The organism is Pseudomonas sp. L5B5 (assembly GCF_020520285.1).
GTDB lineage: Bacteria > Pseudomonadota > Gammaproteobacteria > Pseudomonadales > Pseudomonadaceae > Aquipseudomonas.
Genome location: NZ_CP084742.1, coordinates 2,689,654 through 2,714,691 on the forward strand (window position 1 = coordinate 2,689,654; position 25,038 = coordinate 2,714,691).

Annotated in this window: 21 protein-coding genes and 1 pseudogene; 14 read left to right on the top strand and 8 right to left on the bottom strand. The window is 62.2% G+C overall.

Annotated features, from left to right (window positions below; genetic code table 11):
- Positions 1–108 precede the first annotated feature (108 nt).
- A pseudogene (locus LGQ10_RS12275) lies at positions 109–785 on the bottom strand (MFS transporter); the annotation flags it as partial.
- A gap of 267 nt (positions 786–1,052) precedes the next feature.
- Positions 1,053–1,895: a pca regulon transcriptional regulator PcaR gene (gene pcaR / locus LGQ10_RS12280; RefSeq protein WP_058436940.1), complete on the bottom strand. Its 843-nt coding sequence runs from the start codon at positions 1,893–1,895 to the stop codon at positions 1,053–1,055.
- Between the two features lie 637 nt (positions 1,896–2,532).
- Between pcaR and LGQ10_RS12285 the strand changes: the two genes are divergently transcribed.
- Positions 2,533–2,733 (top strand): hypothetical protein, encoded by a 201-nt coding sequence (locus tag LGQ10_RS12285; protein ID WP_226525689.1) that lies wholly within the window; start codon positions 2,533–2,535, stop codon positions 2,731–2,733.
- Positions 2,734–3,059: 326 nt separating this feature from the next.
- Positions 3,060–4,535 carry an inorganic phosphate transporter gene (locus LGQ10_RS12290; protein WP_058436942.1) on the top strand — a complete coding sequence of 492 codons (1,476 nt, stop codon included), beginning with the start codon at positions 3,060–3,062 and terminating at the stop codon, positions 4,533–4,535.
- Positions 4,536–4,687: 152 nt separating this feature from the next.
- Here LGQ10_RS12290 and ccoM read toward each other — a convergent pair whose 3' ends face one another.
- Both ccoM and LGQ10_RS12295 read right to left on the bottom strand, forming a co-directional pair.
- Entirely contained in the window at positions 4,688–4,804 is a 117-nt protein-coding gene (gene ccoM, locus LGQ10_RS31410) for a cytochrome c oxidase subunit CcoM (protein WP_007959205.1), read from the bottom strand.
- 144 nt (positions 4,805–4,948) lie between these two features.
- Positions 4,949–5,092, bottom strand: a complete 144-nt coding sequence (locus LGQ10_RS12295) for a hypothetical protein (RefSeq protein WP_226526244.1) — start codon at positions 5,090–5,092, stop codon at positions 4,949–4,951.
- A 179-nt stretch (positions 5,093–5,271) separates the two neighbouring features.
- Here LGQ10_RS12295 and LGQ10_RS12300 point away from each other — a divergent pair, with 179 nt between their 5' ends.
- From LGQ10_RS12300 to LGQ10_RS12310, 3 genes are all read left to right on the top strand, one after another.
- Complete coding sequence (locus LGQ10_RS12300; protein ID WP_226525690.1) at positions 5,272–6,168, top strand: LysR substrate-binding domain-containing protein; 897 nt, start codon at positions 5,272–5,274, stop codon at positions 6,166–6,168.
- 66 nt (positions 6,169–6,234) lie between these two features.
- Positions 6,235–6,705 carry a RidA family protein gene (locus LGQ10_RS12305; RefSeq protein ID WP_226525691.1) on the top strand — a complete coding sequence of 157 codons (471 nt, stop codon included), beginning with the start codon at positions 6,235–6,237 and terminating at the stop codon, positions 6,703–6,705.
- Positions 6,702–7,907, top strand: coding sequence for an aminotransferase class V-fold PLP-dependent enzyme (locus LGQ10_RS12310; RefSeq protein WP_226525692.1), 1,206 nt, complete (start codon positions 6,702–6,704; stop codon positions 7,905–7,907). The genes LGQ10_RS12305 and LGQ10_RS12310 overlap by 4 nt, the downstream gene beginning before the upstream one ends.
- On the opposite strand, the gene LGQ10_RS12315 is transcribed toward LGQ10_RS12310, so the two are convergent.
- Complete coding sequence (locus LGQ10_RS12315; RefSeq protein ID WP_058436945.1) at positions 7,904–8,245, bottom strand: hypothetical protein; 342 nt, start codon at positions 8,243–8,245, stop codon at positions 7,904–7,906. The genes LGQ10_RS12310 and LGQ10_RS12315 overlap by 4 nt on opposite strands.
- Before the next feature lie 216 nt (positions 8,246–8,461).
- Between LGQ10_RS12315 and rapA the strand changes: the two genes are divergently transcribed.
- Positions 8,462–11,311, top strand: a complete 2,850-nt coding sequence (rapA, locus tag LGQ10_RS12320; protein ID WP_058436946.1) for an RNA polymerase-associated protein RapA — start codon at positions 8,462–8,464, stop codon at positions 11,309–11,311.
- Between the two features lie 165 nt (positions 11,312–11,476).
- On the opposite strand, the gene LGQ10_RS12325 is transcribed toward rapA, so the two are convergent.
- Entirely contained in the window at positions 11,477–12,823 is a 1,347-nt protein-coding gene (locus LGQ10_RS12325; RefSeq protein WP_226525693.1) for a spinster family MFS transporter, read from the bottom strand.
- A gap of 322 nt (positions 12,824–13,145) precedes the next feature.
- Between LGQ10_RS12325 and LGQ10_RS12330 the strand changes: the two genes are divergently transcribed.
- Both LGQ10_RS12330 and LGQ10_RS12335 read left to right on the top strand, forming a co-directional pair.
- On the top strand, positions 13,146–13,514 hold the full coding sequence (locus LGQ10_RS12330) for a YkgJ family cysteine cluster protein (protein ID WP_058436948.1): 369 nt from the start codon (positions 13,146–13,148) through the stop codon (positions 13,512–13,514).
- Positions 13,515–13,655: 141 nt separating this feature from the next.
- Positions 13,656–15,935: a putative bifunctional diguanylate cyclase/phosphodiesterase gene (locus tag LGQ10_RS12335; RefSeq protein WP_226525694.1), complete on the top strand. Its 2,280-nt coding sequence runs from the start codon at positions 13,656–13,658 to the stop codon at positions 15,933–15,935.
- Here the strand turns inward: LGQ10_RS12335 and LGQ10_RS12340 are convergent.
- Positions 15,826–16,722 carry an NAD(P)-dependent oxidoreductase gene (locus tag LGQ10_RS12340; RefSeq protein WP_226525695.1) on the bottom strand — a complete coding sequence of 299 codons (897 nt, stop codon included), beginning with the start codon at positions 16,720–16,722 and terminating at the stop codon, positions 15,826–15,828. The genes LGQ10_RS12335 and LGQ10_RS12340 overlap by 110 nt on opposite strands.
- Before the next feature lie 198 nt (positions 16,723–16,920).
- Here LGQ10_RS12340 and LGQ10_RS12345 point away from each other — a divergent pair, with 198 nt between their 5' ends.
- Positions 16,921–19,101: a hypothetical protein gene (locus LGQ10_RS12345; protein WP_226525696.1), complete on the top strand. Its 2,181-nt coding sequence runs from the start codon at positions 16,921–16,923 to the stop codon at positions 19,099–19,101.
- A 286-nt stretch (positions 19,102–19,387) separates the two neighbouring features.
- Here the strand turns inward: LGQ10_RS12345 and LGQ10_RS12350 are convergent, their stop codons facing one another.
- Positions 19,388–19,693: a DUF2288 domain-containing protein gene (locus LGQ10_RS12350; RefSeq protein WP_413247620.1), complete on the bottom strand. Its 306-nt coding sequence runs from the start codon at positions 19,691–19,693 to the stop codon at positions 19,388–19,390.
- Positions 19,694–20,031: 338 nt separating this feature from the next.
- Here LGQ10_RS12350 and LGQ10_RS12355 point away from each other — a divergent pair, with 338 nt between their 5' ends.
- From LGQ10_RS12355 to LGQ10_RS12375, 5 genes are all read left to right on the top strand, one after another.
- Positions 20,032–21,159 carry a branched-chain amino acid ABC transporter substrate-binding protein gene (locus LGQ10_RS12355; protein ID WP_058433616.1) on the top strand — a complete coding sequence of 376 codons (1,128 nt, stop codon included), beginning with the start codon at positions 20,032–20,034 and terminating at the stop codon, positions 21,157–21,159.
- Between the two features lie 229 nt (positions 21,160–21,388).
- A complete protein-coding gene (gene livH / locus LGQ10_RS12360) occupies positions 21,389–22,312 on the top strand; it encodes a high-affinity branched-chain amino acid ABC transporter permease LivH (RefSeq protein WP_058433617.1) in 924 nt (307 codons plus the stop codon).
- The gene (locus LGQ10_RS12365; RefSeq protein ID WP_058433618.1) at positions 22,309–23,565 is read left to right on the top strand and encodes a high-affinity branched-chain amino acid ABC transporter permease LivM; all 1,257 of its coding nucleotides are present in this window, start codon (positions 22,309–22,311) and stop codon (positions 23,563–23,565) included. The genes livH and LGQ10_RS12365 overlap by 4 nt, the downstream gene beginning before the upstream one ends.
- Entirely contained in the window at positions 23,562–24,329 is a 768-nt protein-coding gene (gene livG, locus LGQ10_RS12370) for a high-affinity branched-chain amino acid ABC transporter ATP-binding protein LivG (protein ID WP_058433619.1), read from the top strand. Before LGQ10_RS12365 ends, livG begins: the two co-directional genes overlap by 4 nt.
- The gene (locus LGQ10_RS12375; RefSeq protein ID WP_226525698.1) at positions 24,330–25,031 is read left to right on the top strand and encodes an ABC transporter ATP-binding protein; all 702 of its coding nucleotides are present in this window, start codon (positions 24,330–24,332) and stop codon (positions 25,029–25,031) included. It abuts the gene before it with no gap.
- Positions 25,032–25,038 lie beyond the last annotated feature (7 nt).

Consider the following 25,038-nt stretch of genomic DNA (forward strand, 5'->3'; position numbering starts at 1 on the left):
CGACTAAGTGTTCGATTATCGAACCAATTGTTACCAAGCTATCGATTGCCCCGCTCCAGCCCCGAGACTTCCCGCCTCGCTCTTGCCGTGCGCATAGAGGGGGTTCGACGCCAAGGCCTTGCGTACCTTGGCGGTGCCACGGTTGCGTACCACCAGGTAACGCGCCGACTCCGGCAACCAGACCAGCAAGACCGGCGCCAGCAGCAACGGCAGGATGCCGCCGATCAGCAACAGGCTGTGCCAGCCAAAGGCGGGGATCAGCTTGGCGGAGATGAACCCACCTGCGGACATGCCCAGGTTGAAACCACAGAACATGCCGGTCACCAGCAGCGACTTGTGGCTTCTGGGGTGTATTCGGAGAGTAGCGTGGTGGCATTGCGCATGCCCGCCCCGAGTCACAGGCCAGTGAGGAGCCGCAGGACCAGCAACTGCTCGACGCTGGTGCGGTAGGCCGATACCAGGCTGAAAGAGCCGAACAACAGCACGGCGCCCACCAATACCCACTTGCGTCCGAAACGGTCGGCCAGCGGCCCGGACCCCAGGGCTCCGAAGACCATGCCAATCAGCGCCGCACTCATCACCGGGCCGAGGCTGGCGCGATCGATGCTCCAGTCCCGGGACAGGGCCGGGGCAATGAAGCCCATGGCCGCAGTATCCAGGCCATCGAGAAAGACCATCAGGAAACACAGGACCACCACCCGCCACTGGTAGAGCGACAAGGGTCGGGCGTTGATCAGGGACTGCACGTCAAGACAGTTCCCTGCCGTGGATCGCGATAGGTGCATGGCTTTTGTATCCATGCACAATCCCCGGCGGGCGCCTGTGCCAGGGTTGGCCAGGTCACAGCAGGAACGAGGGAGTCAGGCCTATTGCCTGGGGCGGCGAGAACGGTCGCGGCAACGACGCGCAGGGAACGTGCTCATGGGACAGGCCTCTTCTTTATTATTGGCGTGGGACGGTGCATGCAGCCGATGACACTCCCACGGCATCAATGATGCCAAGGTAAAAAGCGTCAATTCGTCGAGGGCGGTTCTGTGCGTTTATCGAACGACTCAAGCGAACAGCTGGGCACTGAGTTCGCGGCTGGCAACCAACAGACCGGGCAGGAATCGCTGCTCCAACTCGGTGCAGCTGACCCGACCGGCATGGGTACTGACATTGAGCGCCGCCAGCACCTGGCCGGAAGCGTCGTAGACCGGCACGGCGATCGAACGCAATCCCTGCTCCAGCTCCTGGTCGACAATGCACCAGCCCTGCTGGCGTACCTGCTGCAGGCACTCCAGCAACGCCTGGGGGGTATGCAGGGTGCGGCTGGTCTTGGCTTGCAGGTCGGCATGTTCCAGATACTCGCGCAACGAGGAGTCATCCAGCGCGGCCAGCAGGATCCGCCCCATGGACGTGCAGTAGGCGGGCAACCGCCCCCCTACCGAGAGATCGACGGAGATCAGCCGCTGGGTCGTGGCCGAACGGGCGATATAAAGGATGTCGTCGCCTTCCAGGGTGGCCATGTTGCAGGCCTCGCGCAGTTGCTCGCTCATGCGATCCAGGTAGGGTTGCGCCGACACGGCCAGGGGAGTCGACGACAAATAGGCATGCCCCAGGGTCAGGACCTTGGGCAGCAGCGAATAGGTACGCCCGTCGGTGGTGGCGTAACCCAGCTTGATCAGCGTGTGCAGGCAGCGGCGCACCGCAGCCCGGGGAATTTCCGTGCGATGGCTGATCTGGGCGATGGTCAGGTGCCGCTTGCGCTCCTGAAACGCCTGTATCACCGCCAGGCCCCGGGCCAGGGAGGTCATGAAGTCCGGGTCACCGGTGAATGCCTGGATTCTCTTCGCCGCAGATGCCACGATCGGGGGCGCCATCGACGTGAAGGAGTTACGCATCTGATCGTTCATTTCAGGCTCTCTGCGGGGAAGTTCTGCGCCATTGCAAGCTGTACTGTCACCCTACAGCAGGCGCAGGCAAGACCGGGCGATTATCGAACCGTCGATCGCTAATCGCAAATAACCCCTCAAGTCCCAACTACGAGCAGCACATTGATTCACCCAAGGTAACAATCATCCGGTAAAAATAGCTGCAAGCAGTGTCTCGCTCGCCAGAGTTGCGCCTGCAAAGTACCGGAACAGCCACCAGCATAAAAAATGAGTAGAACTTGTACGTAACAAAACACTCACACTGAAGTTGGCAGTTTTAAACTTTACGGTCATACAGTTATCCTTTACCGAAGCTATACTGCTCGAATGAGGAAGATGGGCGAAGGCCCTTTGCCCCTCATCCAGGTGATCTGCCGCTATAATCGATCACCTTCCGCAAACGCTTGACCCCAAAAGACTATTTGGTCAGTCCGTTTGCATTGGACGACGCTGTTGCTACGACAGTCGTTTTCATCCGGTGACGTGGCCGCATGCATTAAAGGGCTTGCTTGAAAGGATTGCGATTCAGAACCCAGAGCGGTGATGAGTCCGCTTTTCCGTAGGCGTCCTCCAGCCATGCGTTACACCGGAATGGCCCCTCACTCAATTAGGTAACACTGTGACGAAAGACGAACTGCGCGCGGAACTTGAGCGCCAGGAGCAACGTTACAAGGACGTTTACGGTGGCGAAGTCACTCTTTATGCCGCCCAGCCGGAACCTGAACGCAAACCTTGGCGTAAACGCTCCAGCATTCGCGACCAGGCGTTCAACCAGGAACTGCAGAAGATGGAAAAGGAACTCAGGCCCGAGCAGGCATGAGTCCGGCGGCCAGGCCGATCATCGATATTTGCCACCCCGGGCCTTCAGTGCCTCGCCCTGCCCGGCCGAGGGACAACACCCGGCAAGACCTTTCGGTGAAATTTCATACAAAAGTTTTAACCCCCTTGAAACCAGGCCCGAACCCTCGCCCAATGAGCCATGACCTAGCAAAATCAGTGGGTTGAAAGCTCTGAGAGGAATCGGAGAAAACTCTGCTCCGGGTCAGTTTTTTCGTTGAAGAATGTTACCGGTGAGCAGCTTGTGCGTTGATTAGCAGGGTTTTCTGGCATAATCGCGCCCCCTTATGACCGGGTCAGAAAACCTTCATGATCGATTTATTCAGCGGACTGGATGCTTGGGTGCTTGTGAGCCTCTTGCTCGCCCTGGCTTTTGTCCTCGCCTACGAGTTCATCAACGGCTTTCATGACACCGCAAATGCGGTTGCCACTGTCATCTACACCAAAGCCATGCCGCCGCACCTGGCCGTGTTCTTCTCCGGTGTATTCAATTTCCTCGGCGTGCTCCTTGGCGGCGTCGGCGTGGCGTACGCCATCGTCCACCTGCTGCCGGTCGAGCTGCTGATCAATGTCAATACCGGCCACGGCCTGGCCATGGTCTTCTCCTTGCTGGCCGCAGCCATCGCCTGGAACCTGGGCACCTGGTACTTCGGCATCCCCGCTTCCAGCTCCCACACCCTGATCGGCTCGATCCTCGGCGTGGGCCTGGCCAACGCCCTGCTCAATGACATCCCCTTGGGCGATGGCGTGAACTGGCAGAAGGCGATCGATATCGGCGCGTCCCTGGTGGTCTCGCCCATGGCGGGCTTCATTATTGCAGCGCTGGTACTGATCGGCCTGAAATGGTGGCGCCCCATTTCGAAGATGCACAAGACCCCGGAACAGCGGCGCAAGGTCGACGACAAGAAACACCCACCGTTCTGGAACCGCCTGGTGCTGGTGATCTCGGCCATGGCCGTGAGCTTCGTGCACGGCTCCAACGATGGCCAGAAAGGCATCGGCCTGATCATGCTGGTACTGATCGGCATCGTGCCCGCGCAGTTCGTGCTGGACCTCAACAGCACCACCTACCAGATCGAACGTACCCGCGACGCCACCCTGCACCTGAGTCAGTTCTACCAGCGCAACCATGAATCCCTGGGCGAGTTCCTGGCCCTGGGCAAAAGCGTGAAGGATGATCTTCCCGGCAAGTTCCGTTGCAATCCGCAACAGACCGAACCGACCATCAGCGCCTTGCTGAGCAGCCTCAAGGGTGTTTCCGACTACCATTCGCTGTCCCCGGAAGACCGCATCGAAGTGCGCCGCTACCTGCTGTGCCTGGACGACACCGCCAAGAAAGTCGGCAAGCTGCCTGGCCTGGCCGCCCGTGAAAAGGCCGACCTGGACAAGCTGCGCAAGGATTTGACCGCCACCACCGAATACGCACCGTTCTGGGTGATCCTGGCCGTGGCCCTGGCCCTGGGCCTGGGCACCATGATCGGCTGGAAACGTGTGGTACAGACCATCGGCGAGAAGATCGGCAAGCAGGGCATGACCTACGCCCAGGGGATGTCGGCCCAGATCACCGCGGCCGGCCTGATCGGCCTGGCCAACGTCTTCAGCCTGCCGGTTTCCACCACACACGTGCTCTCCTCCGGCGTGGCCGGGACCATGGTCGCCAACAAGAGCGGCCTGCAAAGCGGCACGGTGAAGACCATCCTGATGGCCTGGGTCCTGACCCTGCCGGCTACCGTGGCCCTGTCGGCAGGCCTGTTCTGGGCTGCCTCCAAGGTCCTGGGCAGCTGACAAGCGCTTCGAGCAGCCAGACAAAAGGTGCGCCCCCAGGGGCGCACCTTTTTTTATGCCTGGCCTTTCAAGTCAGGCACTTTCCTGCAGGCAAAAAAAAGGGCAACCGAAGTTGCCCAAAATGCCTTGCGTGCTCGTTGCCCTGGAAAGGCTTAAGGTTTTTTACGCTTGTTTGCGTCTTTCCAGATGAAGAATCCAAAACCTGCGAAAAACAGAACCATGAGGCCGACTGTCAGCACTCCGGCGAACACCACATTGTCGAAAAACATGACCAGCCTCCTGCTCGTGCCTCGTTGCGATGGAGCTAAGGTAACCAAAGAGGGGCAGGAGAAAATTGACCGGCGTCAATGACGCCATGGACGGAGGGCGAGGAAGGGGGAATAACTGACCTGTATCAACAGAAAACCGGCTGTTCAGCGCTTTTTCGGTTTGTTTTTTGGCTTTTTCTTGGTTTTGCCCAAAGGCATCGCCTGCTCGAAGGCCTGGCGCACTTCATTCAGGCGCTTTTCGTTGAGGTCGTGCACGCGCTTGGCGCGCTCAGCGTTGAGGTCGATCAACTTGACGTCTTGATTCATGGCTTGGCTGCATCACGGAGGATCAATGGCGGATGGGGCAATAATGCGGCGTGACGTCGCCCCTGACCAGTCATCTGACCCGCATCCGGCGAATAAAATCGCTGCTGCGCCACTTTTTTATCCGCACAATTGGCCTTTGAACCGCCTCCGGGAAACCTGCCGTGGAAATGCCCAAGCACCTGCCGCCGCTGCTGGCCCTGCGCGCCTTCGAAGCCGTGGCCCGACACCTGAGCTTCATCAAGGCAGCCCGGGAACTGTGCGTCAGCCAGAGTGCCATCAGCCATCAGGTGCACAAGCTCGAGGAGCACCTGGGACAGCCGTTGTTCATCCGACGCACTCGGGCCATCGACCTGACCTGCACGGGCGATGCCTACTATCGACAGATCCGCCCCGCCCTGGAGCAGATCGCCCAGGCAACCCAGGAACTGCTGGCCGTTCCTGAACAGCGCGCCTTGCGCATCGGTCTTCTGGCCTCCTTCGCCACCCTCTGGCTGGCGCCGCGCCTGGCGGATTTCAGCCGACGCTACCCACATATCCAGCTGGAACTGCAACCGGCCATCGAGTTGGCGGACGTCGCCGGGGCCGAAGTCGACCTGGCCATCCGCTACGGCAAAGGCCACTGGCCCCGGGTCGACTCCACACTGCTGCTGGCTGAACAACTCTCGCCAGTCTGCAGTCCGCAGCTCAAGGCCACTGCCCTGGCCCACGCTCCACGCCTGATGGCGCGCTCCCACCAGCCCTTCGAGTGGCATGACTGGAGTGCGAGCCATGGCCTGGACCTCAGCCAGCACCCGCAAGTGATGCTGCACGACTACAACATCGTGGTGGAAGCCGCAGTGGCCGGCCAGGGTATCGCCATGGGTCGCCGCCAACTGATCCAACGCCATCTGGACCAGGGCAGCCTGGTGGATGCCTTCGACCTGCCGCCCCTGCACAGCGAGATCGGCTACTGGCTGGTGACCGCCAGGGCTGCGTCGAATCCTGCAGCGCAATGCTTTGCCCTGTGGTTGCAGGAACAGGTCGAGGCATCCATGAGAAATTCAGATACGTCGAATTAGATCTATCCGTTTGTCGCCCCCCGGAGCGAAAGCCGATGCTGCTGGTCTTCCATCCGAGGGCTTGCCATGAACCACTCCTTGAAACATCGCGTGCAGCAACTGGGCCTGGAACTGCCGGAGCCCGGCCAGCCAGCCGCCAACTACGTCAATCACGTGCGCAGCCAAAACCTGCTGTTCATTTCCGGGCAGATCCCCCTGCACCACGGCCAACCTGCCCTGCTTGGCCGACTCGGCGAGAATTTGTCACCTGAACAGGGCGCCCAGGCCGCCGAGCTGGCCGCCCTGGGCCTGCTGGCCCAACTGAGCGCAGCCCTGGATGACGACCTGTCGCGATTGCAGCGCATCAGCCGGCTCAACGTGTTCATCGCCGCCAGCGGCGATTTCCAGGGCCATAGCGGCGTCGCCAACGGTGCTTCCGACCTGGTCGTCAACGCCCTCGGCGACAAGGGCCGGCATGCCCGTACCGCCATCGGCGTGGCCAGCCTGCCTGCCGGTGTAGCCGTGGAGGTGGACGGGATTTTCGAGCTCCAGCCATGACCAGCCTGGGCCCGGAACACGTTGCTCGCCTGCGCCAGGCCACCCCGGGTTGCGCTCGCGTGTGCCACTTCAACCATGCCGGTGCATCGCTGCCCAGCCAGGGAACCCTGGATGCCATGCTTGGGCAGCTGCATCGCGAAGCCACCGAAGGGCCGATGGAGGCTGCACTGGATGCGGCTTGGCCAGAGCGGGCCCGCCAGGCCGCCGCCCGCCTGCTCAATACCTCGAGCGAGGCGATCGCCTTCGCCAGCAGCGGGTCGGCGGCCTGGGGCAGCGCCTTCAGCGCACTGCCCCGCTGGCAGCCAGGCGACCGTATTCTGGTGGGACGTCATGAATGGGGCGGCAACCTGGCCTGCATGGCTCCGGCCTTGGCGGCGGGCGCGCGCCTGGAAATCATTCCCTGCGACAGCCACGGTGCCGTATCGGTCCAAGCCCTTGAATCCATGCTCGATGCCCGGGTGCGCCTGATCGCCCTGACCTGGCTGCCGGCCAACGGCGGCCTGATCAACCCCGTCGCCGCCATCGGCCGCCTGGCGCGCCAGTGGCACATCCCCTATTTCATCGATGCCGGCCAGGCGCTTGGCCAACTGCCCTGCGATGTCCAGGCCCTGGGCTGCGATGTGCTCAAGGCTGCGGGGCGCAAATACCTGCGGGGGCCTCGAGGTACGGCATTGCTGTACATAAGGCCCGGCTTTATCGAACAGTTGCAGCCCTTGCCACGGGATGTGCTGTCGGCGCCCTGGGACGGCCGAGGCTTCGGCCTGCGTGGAGATGCCCGGCGTTTCGAAACCAGCGAGATGTCGCTGGTCCTGCTCGTCGGGCTGGCCAATGCCCTGCAGGAGCTCAACGAAATCGGCAGCGAGACCATCGAACAACACATCAGGCACCTGAGCGACCCTCTGCGCCAAGCCCTGGACCGCATACCCGGCCTGCAACGCCAAGACCTGGGCGAACCGGGGAAGCAATCGGGCCTGATCGCCTTCACCCTCGCAGGCTGGGACAGCTTTGCCCTCAAGGCCCGCCTGGCGCGCCAGGGCATCAATATTGGCGCCAATGGCGTGGCCTACACCCCGCTGGACATGCAGGCTCGAGGCCTGGACAGCGTCGCGCGGATCGCCCTGAGCCATCTGAATACCGAAAAGGAAATCGAACGCCTGCTGCAGGCGCTCAGGACACTGGCCGGATCAGGCCCGGCGGGCTAGACCTGCACGTCTACCCACAAGCCCTGGCGCGGGGCATCTTCGATCAGCGGCGCCACCGGCACCGTGTTGTCGGCGTTCAACTCGTCACCGGGCACCGCCAGGTGCTGCTCCGGATCGTCCTGGTCTTCACGCTGGCGCCGTTGCCGTTCCTGCTGGCGCTGCTGTTCCTCGCGCAGGAGCAGGGCCGACTGCTCGGCATCGCGTTTTTGCAGGTCGATGGTGCTTTCATTGGAGCTTTCCTGCACCGGTACCACAGGCGGGATGTCCGGTCGCGGGCGGATCGGGTCCTGCTGGGAGGTGACGGGCACGGCGCTCAAGGGGAGCATCGGTGGCAGCATGTTATTGGTCTCCTGTCGGCAGGCTGTCGGCCGCGGCATGGGCGACTTGAGCCATCGGTCGCAAAACTGTGACCCAGTCGTCAGCCGATAGTGCCCGCTGCACTGACGAACACACTGCCTACGCTACTTTTTATACAGGGGTTTTATCAGAGTTCTTTGGACTGCAAGCAGGTTCCGTTAAGATAGTCGGCTTTTTCAAAGCGGGAGTCAGGCAGCATGGCGCAGCAGTATCAACCGGGGCAACGCTGGATCAGTGACAGCGAAGCCGAGCTAGGTCTAGGCACCGTTCTGGCACAGGACGGCCGCTTGCTGACCGTGCTCTATCCGGCCACTGGCGACACCCGCCAGTATGCGCTACGGAATGCGCCCCTCACTCGCGTGAGATTTTCGCCGGGTGACAGCATCACCCACTTCGAAGGTTGGAAAATGACCGTCCAGGAAGTCGAGGACGTCGACGGCCTGCTGGTCTACCACGGCCTCAACGGGCAGAACGAGCCCGTCATCCTGCCGGAAACCCAACTGTCGAACTTCATCCAGTTCCGCCTGGCCAGCGACCGCTTGTTCGCCGGCCAGATCGATCCGCTGGCCTGGTTCTCGCTGCGCTACCACACCCTGGAACACACCAGCCGCCAGCTGCAGTCCCCGCTCTGGGGCCTGGGCGGCGTGCGCGCCCAGCCCATCGCCCACCAACTGCACATTGCCCGTGAGGTCGCCGACCGCATCGCGCCACGGGTGCTGCTGGCGGACGAAGTGGGCCTGGGCAAGACCATCGAAGCCGGCCTGGTGATTCATCGCCAGCTGCTTTCGGGGCGTGCCAGCCGGGTGCTGATCCTGGTTCCGGAAAACCTCCAGCACCAGTGGCTGGTGGAGATGCGCCGGCGCTTCAACCTGCAGGTGGCATTGTTTGACGAGGAACGCTTCATCGAAAGCGATGCCAGCAACCCGTTCGAAGACACTCAGCTGGCCCTGGTCGCCCTGGAATGGCTGGTGGACGACGAAAAGGCCCAGGACGCGCTGTTCGCCGCCGGCTGGGACCTGATGGTCGTGGACGAAGCCCACCACCTGGTCTGGCACGAAGAGCAGGCCAGCCCGCAATACACCCTGGTCGAGCAACTGGCAGAGACCATCCCCGGCGTGCTGCTGCTGACGGCGACCCCGGAACAGCTGGGCCAGGACAGCCACTTCGCCCGCCTGCGCCTGCTGGACCCGAACCGTTTCCACGACCTGGCGGCATTCCGTGCCGAGAGCGAGAACTACCGCCCAGTGGCCGAAGCCGTGCAGGAACTGCTGGACCAGGGACGCCTGTCTCCCCAAGCGCACAAGACCATCCAGGGTTTCCTCGGCGACGAGGGCGAAGCCCTGCTGAGCGCCGTCAATGATGGCGACAGTGAAGCCAGTGCACGCCTGGTGCGCGAACTGCTGGACCGCCACGGCACCGGCCGCGTGCTGTTTCGCAATACCCGCGCCGCCGTCCAGGGTTTCCCGGAGCGCAAGCTGCACGCCTACCCGCTGCCGTGCCCGGACGAGTACCTGGAACTGCCCCTGGGCGAACATGCCGAGCTGTACCCGGAAGTCAGCTTCCAGGCCCAGCCCGAGGCCAGCGATGAAGAACAGCGCTGGTGGAAGTTCGACCCACGGGTCGAGTGGCTGATCGACCAGCTGAAGATGCTCAAGCGCACCAAGGTCCTGGTGATCTGCGCCCACGCCGAGACCGCCATGGACCTGGAGGACGCCCTGCGCGTGCGCTCCGGCATCCCGGCCACGGTCTTCCACGAAGGCATGAACATTCTCGAGCGCGACCGCGCCGCCGCCTATTTCGCTGATGAAGAGTTCGGCGCCCAGGTGCTGATCTGCTCGGAAATCGGCAGTGAAGGCCGCAACTTCCAGTTCGCCCATCATCTGGTGATGTTCGACCTCCCGGCGCACCCGGACCTGCTGGAGCAGCGCATCGGCCGACTGGACCGGATCGGCCAGAAGCACGTGATCGAACTGCACATCCCGTACCTGGAGACCAGCCCGCAAGAGCGCCTGTTCCAGTGGTACCACGAAGCGCTGAACGCCTTCCTCAACACCTGCCCGACAGGCAACGCCCTACAGCACCAGTTCGGCCCGCGCCTGCTGCCGCTGCTGGAAAACGCCGACGACGGCGAATGGCAAGCGCTGATCGACGAAGCCCGCGCCGAGCGTGAGCGCCTGGAAGCGGAGCTGCACACCGGCCGCGACCGCCTGCTGGAGCTGAACTCCGGCGGTGCCGGCGAAGGCGATGCGCTGGTGGAAGCGATCCTCGAACAAGACGACCAGTTCGCCCTGCCGATCTACATGGAAACCCTGTTCGACGCCTTCGGCATCGACAGCGAGGACCACTCGGACAATGCCCTGATCCTCAAGCCCAGCGAGAAGATGCTCGACGCCAGCTTCCCCCTGGGCGACGACGAAGGCGTGACCATCACCTACGACCGTGGCCAGGCGCTGTCCCGCGAGGACATGCAGTTCATCACCTGGGAACACCCGATGGTACAGGGCGGCATGGACCTGGTGCTGTCCGGCTCCATGGGCAACACCGCCGTGGCGCTGATCAAGAACAAGGCACTCAAGCCCGGTACCGTGCTGCTGGAGCTGCTGTATGTCAGCGAAGTGGTCGCCCCTCGCTCGCTGCAGCTGGGTCGCTACCTGCCACCGGCCGCCCTGCGCTGCCTGCTGGACGCCAATGGCAATGACCTGTCGCCACGGGTGGCCTTCGAGACCCTGAACGACCAGCTGGAAAGCGTACCCAAGGCCAGTGCCAACAAGTTCATCCAGGCCCAGCGCGACCAGCTGGCGCCGAAGATCAACGCTGGCGAAGCCAAGATCGCCCCCCGTCACGCCGAGCGCGTGGCCGAGGCCCAACGCCGCCTGGCTGCCGATACCGAAGAAGAGCTGGCACGCCTGACCGCGTTGCAGGCGGTCAACCCGACTGTTCGTGACAGCGAACTGGTAGCCCTGCGCAAGCAGCGCGAACAAGGCCTGGCCATGCTCGAGAAAGCGGCGCTGCGCCTGGAAGCGATCCGGGTCCTGGTAGCCGGCTGAAGTCGTCTCCCGCCCCACGAAAAAGCCCGCGCAATGCGGGCTTTTTTTATCGTCGTCCGTAGGAGCGAGGCTTGCCCGCGACCAGCGATCAGCGATCAGCGATGCGTCAGACACAACGCGTTGTTCCTATCGCGGGCAAGCCTCGCTCCGACAACAGCCGAGCCATCAGGCCGTGGCTGCCGCGCCCACCGGCTCGCCCGGCGCCAGCCCGTCGCGCATCCGCTGTGCATCCCGCACAAAGCAGCGTGAGGCCATGAACAGAAACACCAGGGTCAACAACAACGCCACCGGGATCAGGTACATCGCATCGTGCAGGCCGATGGCCTTGAAGGCCTCGGTCATCTGCCCGGCCCCAGCGGCATACATCGCCGAATGGGCGAAATGATCGGACAACGCGCCCACCACCACTGGCCCCAGGCCGCCCCCCAACAGGTACAAGCCGGCAAAAAACAGCGCCATGGCAGTGGCCCGCAACCGAGGTTCCACCACATCCTGGATCGCGGTGTAGACACAGGTATAGAAGTTGTAGGCAAACAGCCAGCCGAGGCTGAACACCGCGACGAATACCCCGATCTCGATCCGTCCGGCGTGCAGGGCCCAGGCGGTGCACAGGGTGGAGACCAGCAGGCTGGCGGCAGCGAACAGCAACCGGCCGTTGGCCACTCGCTGGTGGATCTTGTCGGCGACCCAGCCCCCCAGGGTCAAGCCGATCAGGCCGGTCACGCCGACGATCACCCCGGTGGCTACCGCGGCCTCCTGCAAGGGCATCAGGAAGTAGCGCTGCAGCATCGGCACCAGGAACGAGTTGCAGGCATACGTGGCGAAGTTGAAGGTCAGGCCGGCCAGGGTCAGCCAGAGAAAGGTCGGGATCGCCAGCACCCGACGGATCGGCCGTTCGATCCGTTCCTGGGACACCTTGGTCGCCTCGGCCGCTCCGCGCTTGGGCTCCTTGATGAAGAACATGAACACCGCCAGCAGCAAGCCCGGCACGGCAGCGATGAAGAACGGCGCGCGCCAGCTGTCGAACGCCTTGACCATGGCCCCGATGGTGAAGAACGCCAACAGCAGGCCCAGGGGCAAACCCAGCATGAAGATGCCCATGGCCCGGCCCCGGCGATGGGCCGGGAACAGGTCGCCGATCAGCGAGTTGGCCGCCGGCGCGTAACTGGCCTCGCCAATCCCGACGCCCATGCGCACCAGCAAAAAGCTCCAGAAACTGCCGACCATGCCATTGACGGCGGTGAGCCCGCTCCAGACCGCCAGGCCCCAGCCCATCAGTTTACTGCGCGAGCCGGTATCGGCCATCCGTCCCAGGGGCAGGCCGGCAATGGCATAGACGATGGTGAAGGCGGTACCGATGATCCCCAGCTGGAAATCGCTCAGGTGCCATTCCATGCGGATCGGCTCGATGATGATCGCGGGAATGGTGCGGTCGAAGAAGTTGAACAGGTTTGCCAAAAACAACAGGAACAGAATGCGCCAGGCATTTGCCGCTTGAGTCGAGTTATCCATGGGTCGATCTCTTTTATTGTTATTCGGCCAGACGCGAGCCTGGAGAGTGCAATCTAGTCAGGCGCGCCGCAACTGTCTGTGATCATTCGCCAGCCTGATACCAGAGCATCGCAGGCCGACCTGGCAGGCCTGGGCACGGATGGCCCCAAGAGGCTCGGCGACTTGGCCACAGCCCCCGTAACCCGGGGCTTGAGCAAGATTTTCAAGGGCTTGGCCAAGGTTGAAAAAATACCTTGTGCCCCCCCTTCCCAAGGCCGATGCGAAGCCTAGAATAGCCGCCTTGCCTCCCCCCTTCCCCACCCCTTCCCCGTTGAATACGCCTATGTCCGAAGCCAGTCCGTGTCTGAATTGCGGTGCCTGCTGTTCACACTTTCGTGTGTCTTTTTTCTGGGGCGAATGCGCTTCGTCCGGCGGAACGGTCCCCGACGAGCTGGTGCTGAGCATCAGCCCCAGCCGGGTGGCGATGCTCGGCACCGACTGCAAGTCGCCGCGCTGCGTCGCCCTGCAAGGTGAGGTCGGCCAGGGCGTGAGCTGCTCAATCTATGCCCAGCGCGCCAGCCCTTGCCGGGAGTTCGAGGCGTCCTGGGTCGATGGGCTGCACAACAGCGCCTGCGACGCCGCCCGTGCCGCCTTCGGGCTTGCGCCCCTTGAGCCGGCGAACGACGAGCCCTGGTACGAGGAAAGCGCTTAGCGCGATTGGCGATAGAAGCCATAAGCAAATCATTAGAGCCAAACTGCCACTGCCCATTGCAGCCACCGGGTGCCCTCTATACTCCAAGCACTCGTTGGCGCTGAACCGCCGACGCCAGATGACCAATAAAATGGGCACGCTATGGATTGGCTGGGTCTGCATTTCATTACCGAGCTTCCGGACAGCGGGCAAGTGGTCCTCCATTGCACCCACAATCCGGTTCTGGTGCTGCTGGCTTACCTGGTGGCCTGCGCCGCCAGCTTCGCTACCCTGGACATGGCCGAACGCGTCAGCCATGTCGAGCATCCGACCAGCCAGCGCCTGTGGCGCTGGTTCGGCGCCTGCTGCCTGGCCGGCGGCATCTGGTCCATGCACTTCATCGCCATGCTGGCGTTCGAGGCACCGCTGGAAATCCGGTACGACCTACCGCTGACCCTGCTGTCGCTGTTCATCGCCCTGATCGCCGCCTGGCTGGCGATGAACACCCTGAGCCACCTGCAATTGCCACTCTGGCGCTATGGCCTGGCGTCGGTGTGGATCGGCCTGGGGATCAGCACCATGCATTACGTGGGCATGGCGGCCATGCGCTCCAGCGCGACCCTGTACTACGACCCCTGGCTCATGGGGCTGTCACTGCTGGTGGCCATCGCCTGCAGCCTGGCGGCCCTGCTGCTGTCACGGCACCTGCGTGAAGGCAGCGGGATGTTCCATCAACTGCTCAAGTACACCAGCAGCCTGGTACTGGGCGGCGCCATCGTCCTCATGCATTTCACCGGCATGTGGTCCATGACCCTGGCCCTGCCCGCCGGGGCCCTGCCCATCTCGGTGGCGCCCGATGGCCACCTGCAACTGGCGCTGGCTGTCTGCGCGATCGTGCTGCTGGTCATCGGCAGTGGTATCAGCGCGGCCCTGGCGGACAAGAAGCTACAGCACAAGGAGCGAGACCTGCGGCGGGTCAACGCCCTGCTCTCGCAGCTGGACCAGGCCCGGGCCTCCCTGCAGCACGTGGCCCACTACGATGCCCTGACCAACCTGATCAACCGACGCGGCTTCAACCAGATGTTCGCCGAAAAGCTGATGGAAAAGAGCACGTTCGGCGGCATGCTGGCGGTGATGTTCCTCGACATCGACCATTTCAAGCGCATCAACGACAGCCTCGGCCACGATGCCGGCGATGAGCTGCTCAAGGTCATCGCCGGGCACATCAAGAGTTCCACCCGCAGCCACGAGGACGTGGTGGCCCGCCTGGGCGGCGACGAGTTCTGCATCCTCATCAACCTGTACGAGCGCGAAGAGGCACGCAACATGGCCCAGCGCATCATGCAGAAGATGAAGCAGCCGATCGAACTGGGTGGACGGCGCATGGTGATGACCACCAGCATCGGCATCAGCCTCTATCCCGATGACGGCAAGACCTGCGAGGAACTGCTGAAGAACGCCGACCTGGCCCTCTACCAGTCCAAGGACTCGGGACGCAACAGCCTGCATTTCTTCAGTTCCAACCTCAAGACCCGGGCCACCCTGGAGCTGCAACTGGAGGAAGAACTGCGCAATGCCCTGCGCGACGACCAGGGCTTGCTGCTGTACTACCAGCCGATCTATGACCTCAAGAGCGCCCGGGTCACCAAGCTCGAGGCCCTGGTGCGCTGGCAGCACCCACACCACGGCCTGCTGAGCCCGGAGCGCTTCATCAGCATTGCCGAAGCCAACGGCATGATCGCCGAGCTGGACAACTGGGTGCTGCGCAAGGCCTGCCAGGACCTCGCCCATCTTTCACGCCATGGCCGTGGGGAACTGAAGATTGCGGTCAACTGTTCGGCACTGAACCTGACCCGCGAGGAACTGGCCGGGGAAATCGAGAGCGCCCTGCGCAGTGCCCAAGTGGCGCCCCAGCGACTTGAACTGGAAGTCACGGAAAACGCCCTGATGGGCAACATCGCCAGCACCCTGGCGCTGCTCAAGCAGATTCGCGGCCTGGGGGTATCATTGTCGATCGACGACTTCGGCACCGGCTACTCCTCCCTGGCCTATCTCAAGCGCCTGCCTCTCAATACCCTGAAGATCGACCGTTCGTTCATCCAGGACATCCCCAAGTCGACCCAGGACATGGAGATCGTCCAGGCGATCATCGTCATGGCCCATACCCTGCATTTGCAGGTGGTCACCGAAGGCGTCGAGACCCTGGAGCAGCAACAACTGCTGAAGCACTACGGCTGCGACTACCTGCAGGGCTACCTGCTCAGCCGGCCAGTGCCACTGCATGAATTGCGCGAGGTGCTGGACGAACTCGACAGCCGCCATGCCGGCGACCTCACTCCCCGGTTGGCGGGTCCCGATAGAGATGAACCAGCGTCGCTGGATCTTTTTCCAGATAGCCTTGCCCACCATGCAGACGCATCAACTGCGCAGCTAACCCGCTGATCGGCGTCGCGGCGCCCTGTTCCCGGGAGAGTTTCACCGCGCCATCCAGGTCCTTGAGCAGGGTCCGCACATGCCATTTCACCGGCTCGAAACGGCTCTCGGCCATCTGCGGAGCCAGAATCTGCAGCGGCCGTGAATCGGCGAAGCCCCCGGCCAGGGCCTCGGCCAGCAACCGCGCATCGACTCCGGACCGCTCGGCCAGGGCCACGACCTCGGCAATCACCAGGGCATTGCAGGCGACGATCATCTGGTTGCAGGCCTTGGTCACCTGGCCCGCCCCCACTGCTCCCATATGCGTGACCCGCTGCCCCATGGCCAGCAGCACCGGTCGCACGCGTTCGACATCCGCCACCTCGCCACCGACCATGATCGCCAGGCTACCGGCCTCGGCGCCCTGGGTGCCGCCGGACACCGGGGCGTCGACCCAGCCCATGCCAGTATCACGAGCCAGCGTGGCAGCCATTTCCCGGGTCGCGCCCGGCTCCAGGCTGGACAGGTCTAGCAGCAACTGGCCGGGCCGGGCGCCCTCGGCAATCCCTCCAGGACCAAAGACCACCTCGCGCACCACCTCGGTATTGGCCAGGCACAACAGCACCAGGTCGGCCTGCTGACAGAGCTGCGATGGCGCGGCAACTTGTCGCGCCCCGGCGGCCACCAGGGCAGCGCACTTCTGCGGATTGCGGTTCCACACCGCCACCGGATAGCCCGCAGCCAGCAGGCGCTGGCACATTGGCAATCCCATCAGGCCGATCCCGGCAAAACCGAGTGAAGGTAACGCTGACATCATATTGCCCTCATTTGATTAAAGATCAGTGAATACTGGCCGATTCATCTTGATTCAGGAAAGGACTCCCCCGAGCGTCGCTCAGAAAAAACCCTGACACCTTGGGTAAAATTCGCGCTCCACGCAGCAGCGAGGTCCCACTCCGTGATGGCTCGCCGACACCTCGTCCCCGAGCCAACCTGACCAGGCATATGGCGCACAATGACTTCTAAAAATGATCCTGCCAACGCAGTCTCCGAGATGACGCTGACCTCCTCCAAACCAAGCCACTCGGATACGAAGCCATTGTCCAGTTCACGCCCCCTGTCGACCCAGCAGTACCTGTACTTCACCGAAACCAATACCGACCGCATCCTCGATAACCTCGATGGCCTGCGTGACATGGTGTTCCCGCGCCCGGTGCATCTGGAAGACGAGCAGGAAAACCGCCGCGAGCAGGAGTTCCCGTCGGTATGCCTGATCGGCCTCGGCCGCTGCGGCTCCAACATCGCCCTGGACGTGGCGGAGCTGGTGTACAACGCGCGCAAGTTCTACCTCAACGAATTCAACAACGAAGACAAGGCCTACGAAGGCGCCTACAGCCCTGGCCAGTGGATTCGGCAGAATCTGCGCCTGGGCCAGAACAAGGCCAGCAAGCCCGTGTTCCTGGTGGAGCCGCTGGTGATGCTGGGCGACCTGGACAAGGACATCGCCGGGCGCATCCGCTTCTCGCGCAAGGGCGAAAAGAGCGGGTTCATCCGCGACTACAGCAAGATGAAGATCATGGACCTCTCGGAAGTCCACGCCGGTGGCGCCGGTAACGCGCCGATCCTCGGCCAGTACCTGGCCAAGATCATCCTCAACAAGGACACCCAGCGCTTCTCCAGCCCCGACTGGAAAATGATCCACTCGTACCTGATCGATTCCTGCGGGATCAAGGCCAACCAGTCGCGCCTGTACTTCTCGATCTTCAGCGCCGGCGGCGGTACCGGCTCGGGCATGGCCTCGGAATTCGGCCTGGCCCAGCAGTATTCGTACATGAACAAGACCTTCGACACCAAGCCGATGGACGAGCACGACAGCAAGAGCGGGCACTCCTTCGTCTTCGAGCCGATCTTCACCAGCGGCATCTGCGTGCTGCCCAACATTTCCGACCACCGCAGCGAGATGTCCGAGGCGTTGCACATCAACGCCGGCCGCCTGCTGTGCAAATACCTGTCGGAAGAGTGGGACTTCTCCTACAACTTCGATAACGAAGACAGCAGTGAAGCCAGCGTCATGGGCCGGATCCGCCCATGGAACGCAATGATGCTGATCTCCAACGACATCATGCGTTATGCCGAAGAAAGCGATGACGGCAACATCCAGAACATTGACGTCAACGCCATGGAGAAGCACGCCAACCAGTACATCTCCCAGCAGATCTTCAACATCCTCACGGCCCAGGCGGTGACCACCGACTACGACCAGAACTACTTCCGTCGTGCCGGCATCGACATCGGCGAAACCATCCGCCTGGACGCCAACGACCTGTTCATGAGCCTGGCCGGTCCCGTGGCGATCGCCTACGCCGAATCCGTGGTGCCGGAGCAGCCGGTGCCGACCGGCGACAAGTTCAAGGTGTTCGAGAAGGAGCCACAGCGCCTGAACATCGACGACCTGTTCTTCCGCTCCATCGACCTGCCGCACTTCAACAAGCAGACCCAGGCCATCGAAGGGATCAGCCTGCTGCCAATCGAGTCCAAGCGCTATCGCGCGGCGCTGGAGCAGTACAAGGCCTCGGGGTTCGACGCCGCGGCACTGCACGACCTGCACTTCTTCAAGAACTGCTCGTCGGTGGTGTCCATCGTGTCGCTGCCCAAGGACTACAAGCTGTCCTACATGGACCTGAACCGGCTCAAGACCCACCTCAACAGCCTGTTCCCCAATACCACCCTCAAGCGTTATGCGCTGGTGATCGGCGCTTCGGCCAACCTGTCGCTGACCACCCTGATCGCCAAGAGCCCGTGCCTGTCGGATGACTTCCTGACCCTGATCGTGGCCTTCATCAAGCGCTGCTTCGCGCGCAATCCGTACCGTTTCGACGACACCCTGGACAACTCGGTGCTGGACTTCATCACCAGCGACCACTTCGACGAAAATCACATCGACGATCTGCTCAACGAATTCGAGAACCCGGCGAAAATCCTCGACACCAACTGGTACGCGATCAAGCCGATGTACGAGAAGAAATACCGCGAGCTGATCAACGACAAGGACAAGTTCGTCTCGATCAACGACATCCGCCTGTCCCGGGATTGCGTGAAGAAAGCCATCAAGTACCTGCGGGAAATCTACCGTCACCGCATCGGCAAGACCCGGGTCATCTCCCTCAATCAGCACACCGGCAAGACTGCCTACTGATCATTCGCCCGCCGGCTGCGGCACGGACAGACAACGGATCTGTCGTGCCGCCACCGGCCGCAGATCAGACCAGGCAAGAGAGGTGGACCGACAGGTCCACCCAGTGCCGTGGAACACTTGAACAGCTCGTCGGACGAGCTTGAAACTGTTCCCCTTCCGTGAACGTCACCTTGGGCAAATCGGGCTGTGGGGCCTTTCTCTACGGCAAGGTGCCATCACTGGATTCACGGTTACTCGGCTACACACTTTTGTCCGACAAAAAACCGCACCACTTCGGCGCACGCCATCAGCGCGATGCCCTTTCCTGGACCAGGATCCAGGGCGACACCACCACCGCCCATAACGTCGGATCACGCTCCTGCAGATCGGACGCCCGCGTTGCAGACAGCTTTTCAACGGTCCCCTCGGCCAGCCAGGCCGCCACTTTGTCCGCCTGGTTCTCGGCCACGGCCTGGGCCGCTTCGATCAGATCCAGGTCGGCATCGACCCACAATAGGGCACCCTTGGCAAAGAACCGCTCCAGTTCCTTCCAGCTGATGGATGCGGTCTCGCCAAGCAGCTTGGCATAGAGGGTGCTAGGTTCTTGAGTCATGGGACTGTCCAGAAAAGAAATCGGCGCAATCATAACGTCGGTGCCCTGGCAGAAAAACCCGGTAGCAAAAGCGTCATCGATCGAGAAGCTCAGAAGCGCCAGGGATTGACGCCGAATCGCGCGAAAAACCACGCCGCAAATCTGTCTTTTTCTTTCAACCAAGCGACACTCCGCGTTTTTGCCCCCAGCAGCCAGCTTTTCAAGCGAACGACCGGCGCACTACACTGTACCGGTACAGTTGCCAGGGGCATTTCCGACGGATATTCGCGATATCGGTTCGGTTCTGCGACTCAAGGCCGCCGGAACTATAAAAATTACAACAGCAAGAGTGGAGCACTATGAATAAGGCTACTAAGCAGATTTCCAAACTGTTTGCCGCTATGGTCCTGGCCGGGGTTGCCAGCCATTCGTTCGCAGCTGACACCATCAAGATCGGTATCGCCGGCCCCAAAACCGGCCCTGTAGCACAGTACGGAGACATGCAGTTCAGTGGTGCCAAGATGGCCATTGAACAGATCAACGCCAAGGGCGGCGTCAACGGCAAGAAACTCGAAGCCGTCGAATACGACGACGCCTGCGATCCCAAGCAGGCCGTGGCAGTCGCCAACAAGGTGGTCAACGATGGCGTCAAGTATGTCGTCGGCCATCTCTGCTCCAGCTCCACTCAACCGGCCTCCGACATCTATGAAGATGAAGGCGTGGTGATGATCACCCCCGCCGCCACCAGCCCGGACATCACCGCCCGGGGCTACAAGATGGTGTTCCGCACCATTGGCCTGGACAGCGCCCAGGGCCCGGCCGCCGGCAACTACATCGCCGATCACGTGAAACCGAAGATCGTCGCCGTGCTCCACGACAAGCAGCAGTACGGTGAAGGCATCGCCACCGCCGTGAAGCAGACCCTGGAGAAGAAAGGCACCAAGGTCGGCCTGTTCGAAGGCATCAACGCCGGCGACAAGGACTTCTCGTCGCTGATCGCCAAGCTCAAGCAGGCCAACGTCGATTTCGTCTACTACGGCGGCTACCACCCGGAACTGGGCCTGATCCTGCGCCAGGCACAGGAAAAAGGCCTGAAGGCCAAGTTCATGGGCCCGGAAGGCGTGGGTAACGACTCCATTTCGCAGATTGCCAAGGACGCTTCCGAAGGCCTGCTGGTGACCCTGCCCAAGTCCTTCGACCAGGACCCGGCCAACGTCGCCCTGGCTGACGCGTTCAAGGCCAAGAAAGAAGACCCGAGCGGTCCTTTCGTATTCCCTTCCTACTCCGCAGTTGAAGTCATCGCCGGCGCCATCACCAACGCCAAGAGCGAAGACGCGGCCAAGGTGGCCGAAGCCATCCACGCCGGTACCTTCAAGACCCCGACCGGCGACCTGAGCTTCGATGCCAAGGGCGACTTGAAAGACTTCAAGTTCGTGGTCTACGAGTGGCACTTCGGCAAGCCAAAAACCGAAGTTTCGCCTCAGTAAGGCTGCCCTGACTGACTGCCGATAAAGCCCACGGCTTGCCGTGGGCTTTGTTTTACGAATGTATGGGCCGTGCTTCCGTGATCCGGGAGCCTGCCCACCTGAAAATCTCAAAACCGTCATCAGCGGTTCGCTGGCAAAGTCCAGCCCGAAGTGGGTGCAGACCTACGGGGCATGGCCGGGAAAATGACTCCACCAGTGAAATGCGTATCAGGTTTTTAGGAGCGTTGTAATGCCTGACATCTATCACTTTTTCCAACAGCTGGTTAACGGTCTCACCGTTGGCAGCACGTATGCCTTGATCGCCATCGGCTATACGATGGTCTACGGCATCATTGGAATGATCAACTTCGCCCACGGCGAGGTCTACATGATCGGATCCTACGTGGCGTTCATCGCCATCGCGGGCCTGGCCATGATGGGACTCGACAGTGTCCCGCTTCTGATGACCGCAGCCTTCATCGCGAGCATCGTCGTCACCAGTGCCTATGGCTACAGCATCGAACGGATCGCCTACCGCCCCTTGCGTGGCAGTAACCGCCTGATCCCGCTGATCTCTGCCATCGGCATGTCGATCTTCCTGCAGAACACCGTGCTGCTGGCGCAGGACTCCAAGGACAAGTCCATCCCCAACCTGATCCCGGGGAACTTCTCCATCGGGCCAGGTGGTGCACATGAAGTGCTGATTTCCTACATGCAGATCGTGGTATTCGTGGTGACCCTCATCGCCATGCTCGGCCTGACGCTGTTCATCTCCCGCTCTCGCCTGGGTCGCGCTTGCCGTGCCTGTGCCGAGGACATCAGGATGGCCAACCTGCTGGGCATCAATACCAACAACATCATCGCCCTGACCTTCGTGATCGGCGCTGCGCTGGCGGCCATCGCCGCCGTGCTGCTGAGCATGCAATACGGTGTGATCAACCCCAACGCCGGTTTCCTGGTGGGCCTGAAGGCCTTCACCGCAGCGGTCTTGGGCGGCATCGGCAGTATCCCGGGCGCGATGCTCGGCGGGCTGGTGCTGGGGGTGGCTGAAGCCTTTGGCGCCGACGTGTTCGGCGACCAGTACAAGGATGTCGTGGCGTTCGGCCTGTTGGTTCTGGTGCTGTTGTTCCGGCCGACCGGCATTCTGGGCCGTCCGGAGGTTGAGAAAGTATGACTAGGAATCTTAAATCGGCGCTGTTCAGCGCCTTGTTGGTCTGGGCAGTAGCCTACCCGGTACTGGGCCTGAAACTGACCATCGTCGGCATCAACCTGGAAGTCCACAACACCAGCCCGACCATCCTTGCCACCATCGCGGTGTGTTCGGTGCTGATGTTCCTGCGGGTGCTGTTCCACTCCCAGATCAGCGCAGCCTGGAAGTCCTCTCCCAGCATGCCGTTGATCCCGGCCAAGGCCAGCAACTTCCTGACCCTGCCCGGCACTCAGCGCTGGATCATCCTGGCGTTGATCCTCGGCGCCCTGGTCTGGCCGTTCTTCGGCTCGCGCGGGGCGGTGGACATTGCCACGCTGATCCTGATCTACGTGATGCTCGGCCTTGGCCTGAACATCGTCGTCGGTCTGGCCGGCCTGCTGGACCTGGGTTACGTGGGGTTCTACGCCGTGGGCGCCTACAGCTACGCGCTGCTGTCGCACTACTTCGGCCTGAGCTTCTGGATCTGCCTGCCCATCGCCGGCCTGATGGCGGCCACCTTCGGCTTCCTGCTGGGCTTCCCGGTGCTGCGCCTGCGGGGTGACTACCTGGCGATCGTGACCCTGGGCTTCGGTGAAATCATCCGCCTGCTGCTGCGCAACATGACCGACCTGACCGGCGGCCCCAACGGCATCAGCAACATCGAGAAACCGACCTTCTTCGGCCTGACCTTCGAACGCAAGGCCGCAGAAGGCATGCAGACCTTCCACGAGTTCTTCGGCCTGCAATACAACTCGATCAACAAGGTGATCTTCCTCTACCTGGTGGCCCTGCTGCTGGCACTGGCGGCCCTGTTCGTCATCAACCGCCTGCTGCGCATGCCGATCGGCCGTGCCTGGGAAGCCTTGCGTGAAGACGAGATCGCCTGCCGCGCCCTGGGCTTGAACCCCACTGTGATCAAGCTCTCGGCCTTCACCCTGGGTGCCGCGTTCGCCGGTTTCGCCGGCAGCTTCTTCGCTGCACGCCAGGGCCTTGTGACCCCGGAGTCCTTCACCTTCATCGAGTCGGCGATCATTCTCGCCATCGTCGTGCTCGGCGGCATGGGCTCGCAACTGGGGGTCATCCTCGCGGCAATCGTGATGATCCTGCTGCCCGAAATGATGCGTGAATTCAGCGAATACCGGATGTTGATGTTCGGCGCCATGATGGTGCTGATGATGATCTGGCGTCCTCAAGGTCTGCTGCCCATGCAACGTCCTCACATGGAGCTGCGCAAATGAGCCGTGAGATCCTGAAAGTAACCGGCCTGTCCATGCGCTTCGGCGGCCTGCTGGCGGTCAACAGCGTGGCCCTGACCGTCAAGGAAAAACAAGTGGTGGCGCTGATCGGCCCGAACGGCGCCGGCAAGACCACGGTATTCAACTGCCTCACCGGCTTCTACCAACCAAGCGCCGGCACCATCCTGCTGGACGGCGAGCCGATCCAGGGCCTGCCCGGCCACAAGATCGCCCGCAAGGGCGTGGTGCGGACCTTCCAGAACGTGCGGCTGTTCAAGGACATGACCGCGGTCGAGAACCTGTTGATCGCCCAGCATCGTCACCTGAACACCAACTTCCTGTCCGGGCTGTTCAAGACCCCGGCGTTTCGCAAGAGCGAGCACGAGGCCATGGAGTACGCCGGCTACTGGCTGGACAAGGTCAACCTGCGCGAGTTTGCCAACCGTCCCGCCGGTACCCTGGCCTATGGTCAGCAACGGCGCCTGGAAATCGCCCGCTGCATGATGACCCGACCGCGGATCCTCATGCTCGACGAGCCTGCCGCCGGCCTGAACCCGAGGGAAACCGAGGATCTCAAGGCGCTGATCAGCGTGCTGCGTGAAGAGCACAACGTCACTGTGCTGCTGATCGAGCACGACATGAAGCTGGTCATGAGCATTTCCGACCACATCGTCGTGATCAACCAGGGCACGCCCTTGGCTGACGGTACGCCGGAGCAGATCCGCGACAATCCCGAAGTGATCAAAGCCTACCTGGGAGAAGCGTAAATGCTGCAGTTCGAGAACGTTTCCACCTACTACGGCAAGATCCAGGCGCTGCACAGTGTCAACGTCGAGATCCGCCAGGGCGAGATCGTCACCCTGATCGGGGCCAACGGCGCTGGCAAGTCCACCCTGCTGATGACCCTGTGTGGCTCGCCCCAGGCCCACAGCGGCAGCATTCGCTACCTGGGCGAGGAGCTGGTGGGGCAGACCTCGGCGCAGATCATGCGCAAGAGCATTGCCGTAGTGCCCGAGGGGCGCCGGGTGTTCGCCCGCCTGACAGTGGAGGAGAACCTGGCCATGGGCGGTTTCTTCACCGACAAGGGCGACTACCAGGAGCAGATGGACAAGGTCCTGCACCTGTTCCCGCGGCTCAAGGAGCGCTTCACCCAGCGTGGCGGCACCATGTCCGGGGGCGAACAGCAAATGCTCGCCATCGGCCGGGCGCTGATGAGCAAACCCAAGCTGCTGCTCCTGGACGAACCGTCCCTGGGCCTGGCGCCGATCATCATCCAGCAGATCTTCGACATCATCGAGCAACTGCGCCGCGACGGCGTGACGGTGTTCCTGGTGGAGCAGAACGCCAACCAGGCGCTGAAGATCGCTGACCGTGCCTATGTACTGGAAAACGGCCGGGTGGTGATGCAGGGCACCGGCGAAGCCTTGCTGACCGATCCCAAGGTCCGCGACGCCTACCTGGGCGGTTGAGCGCAGG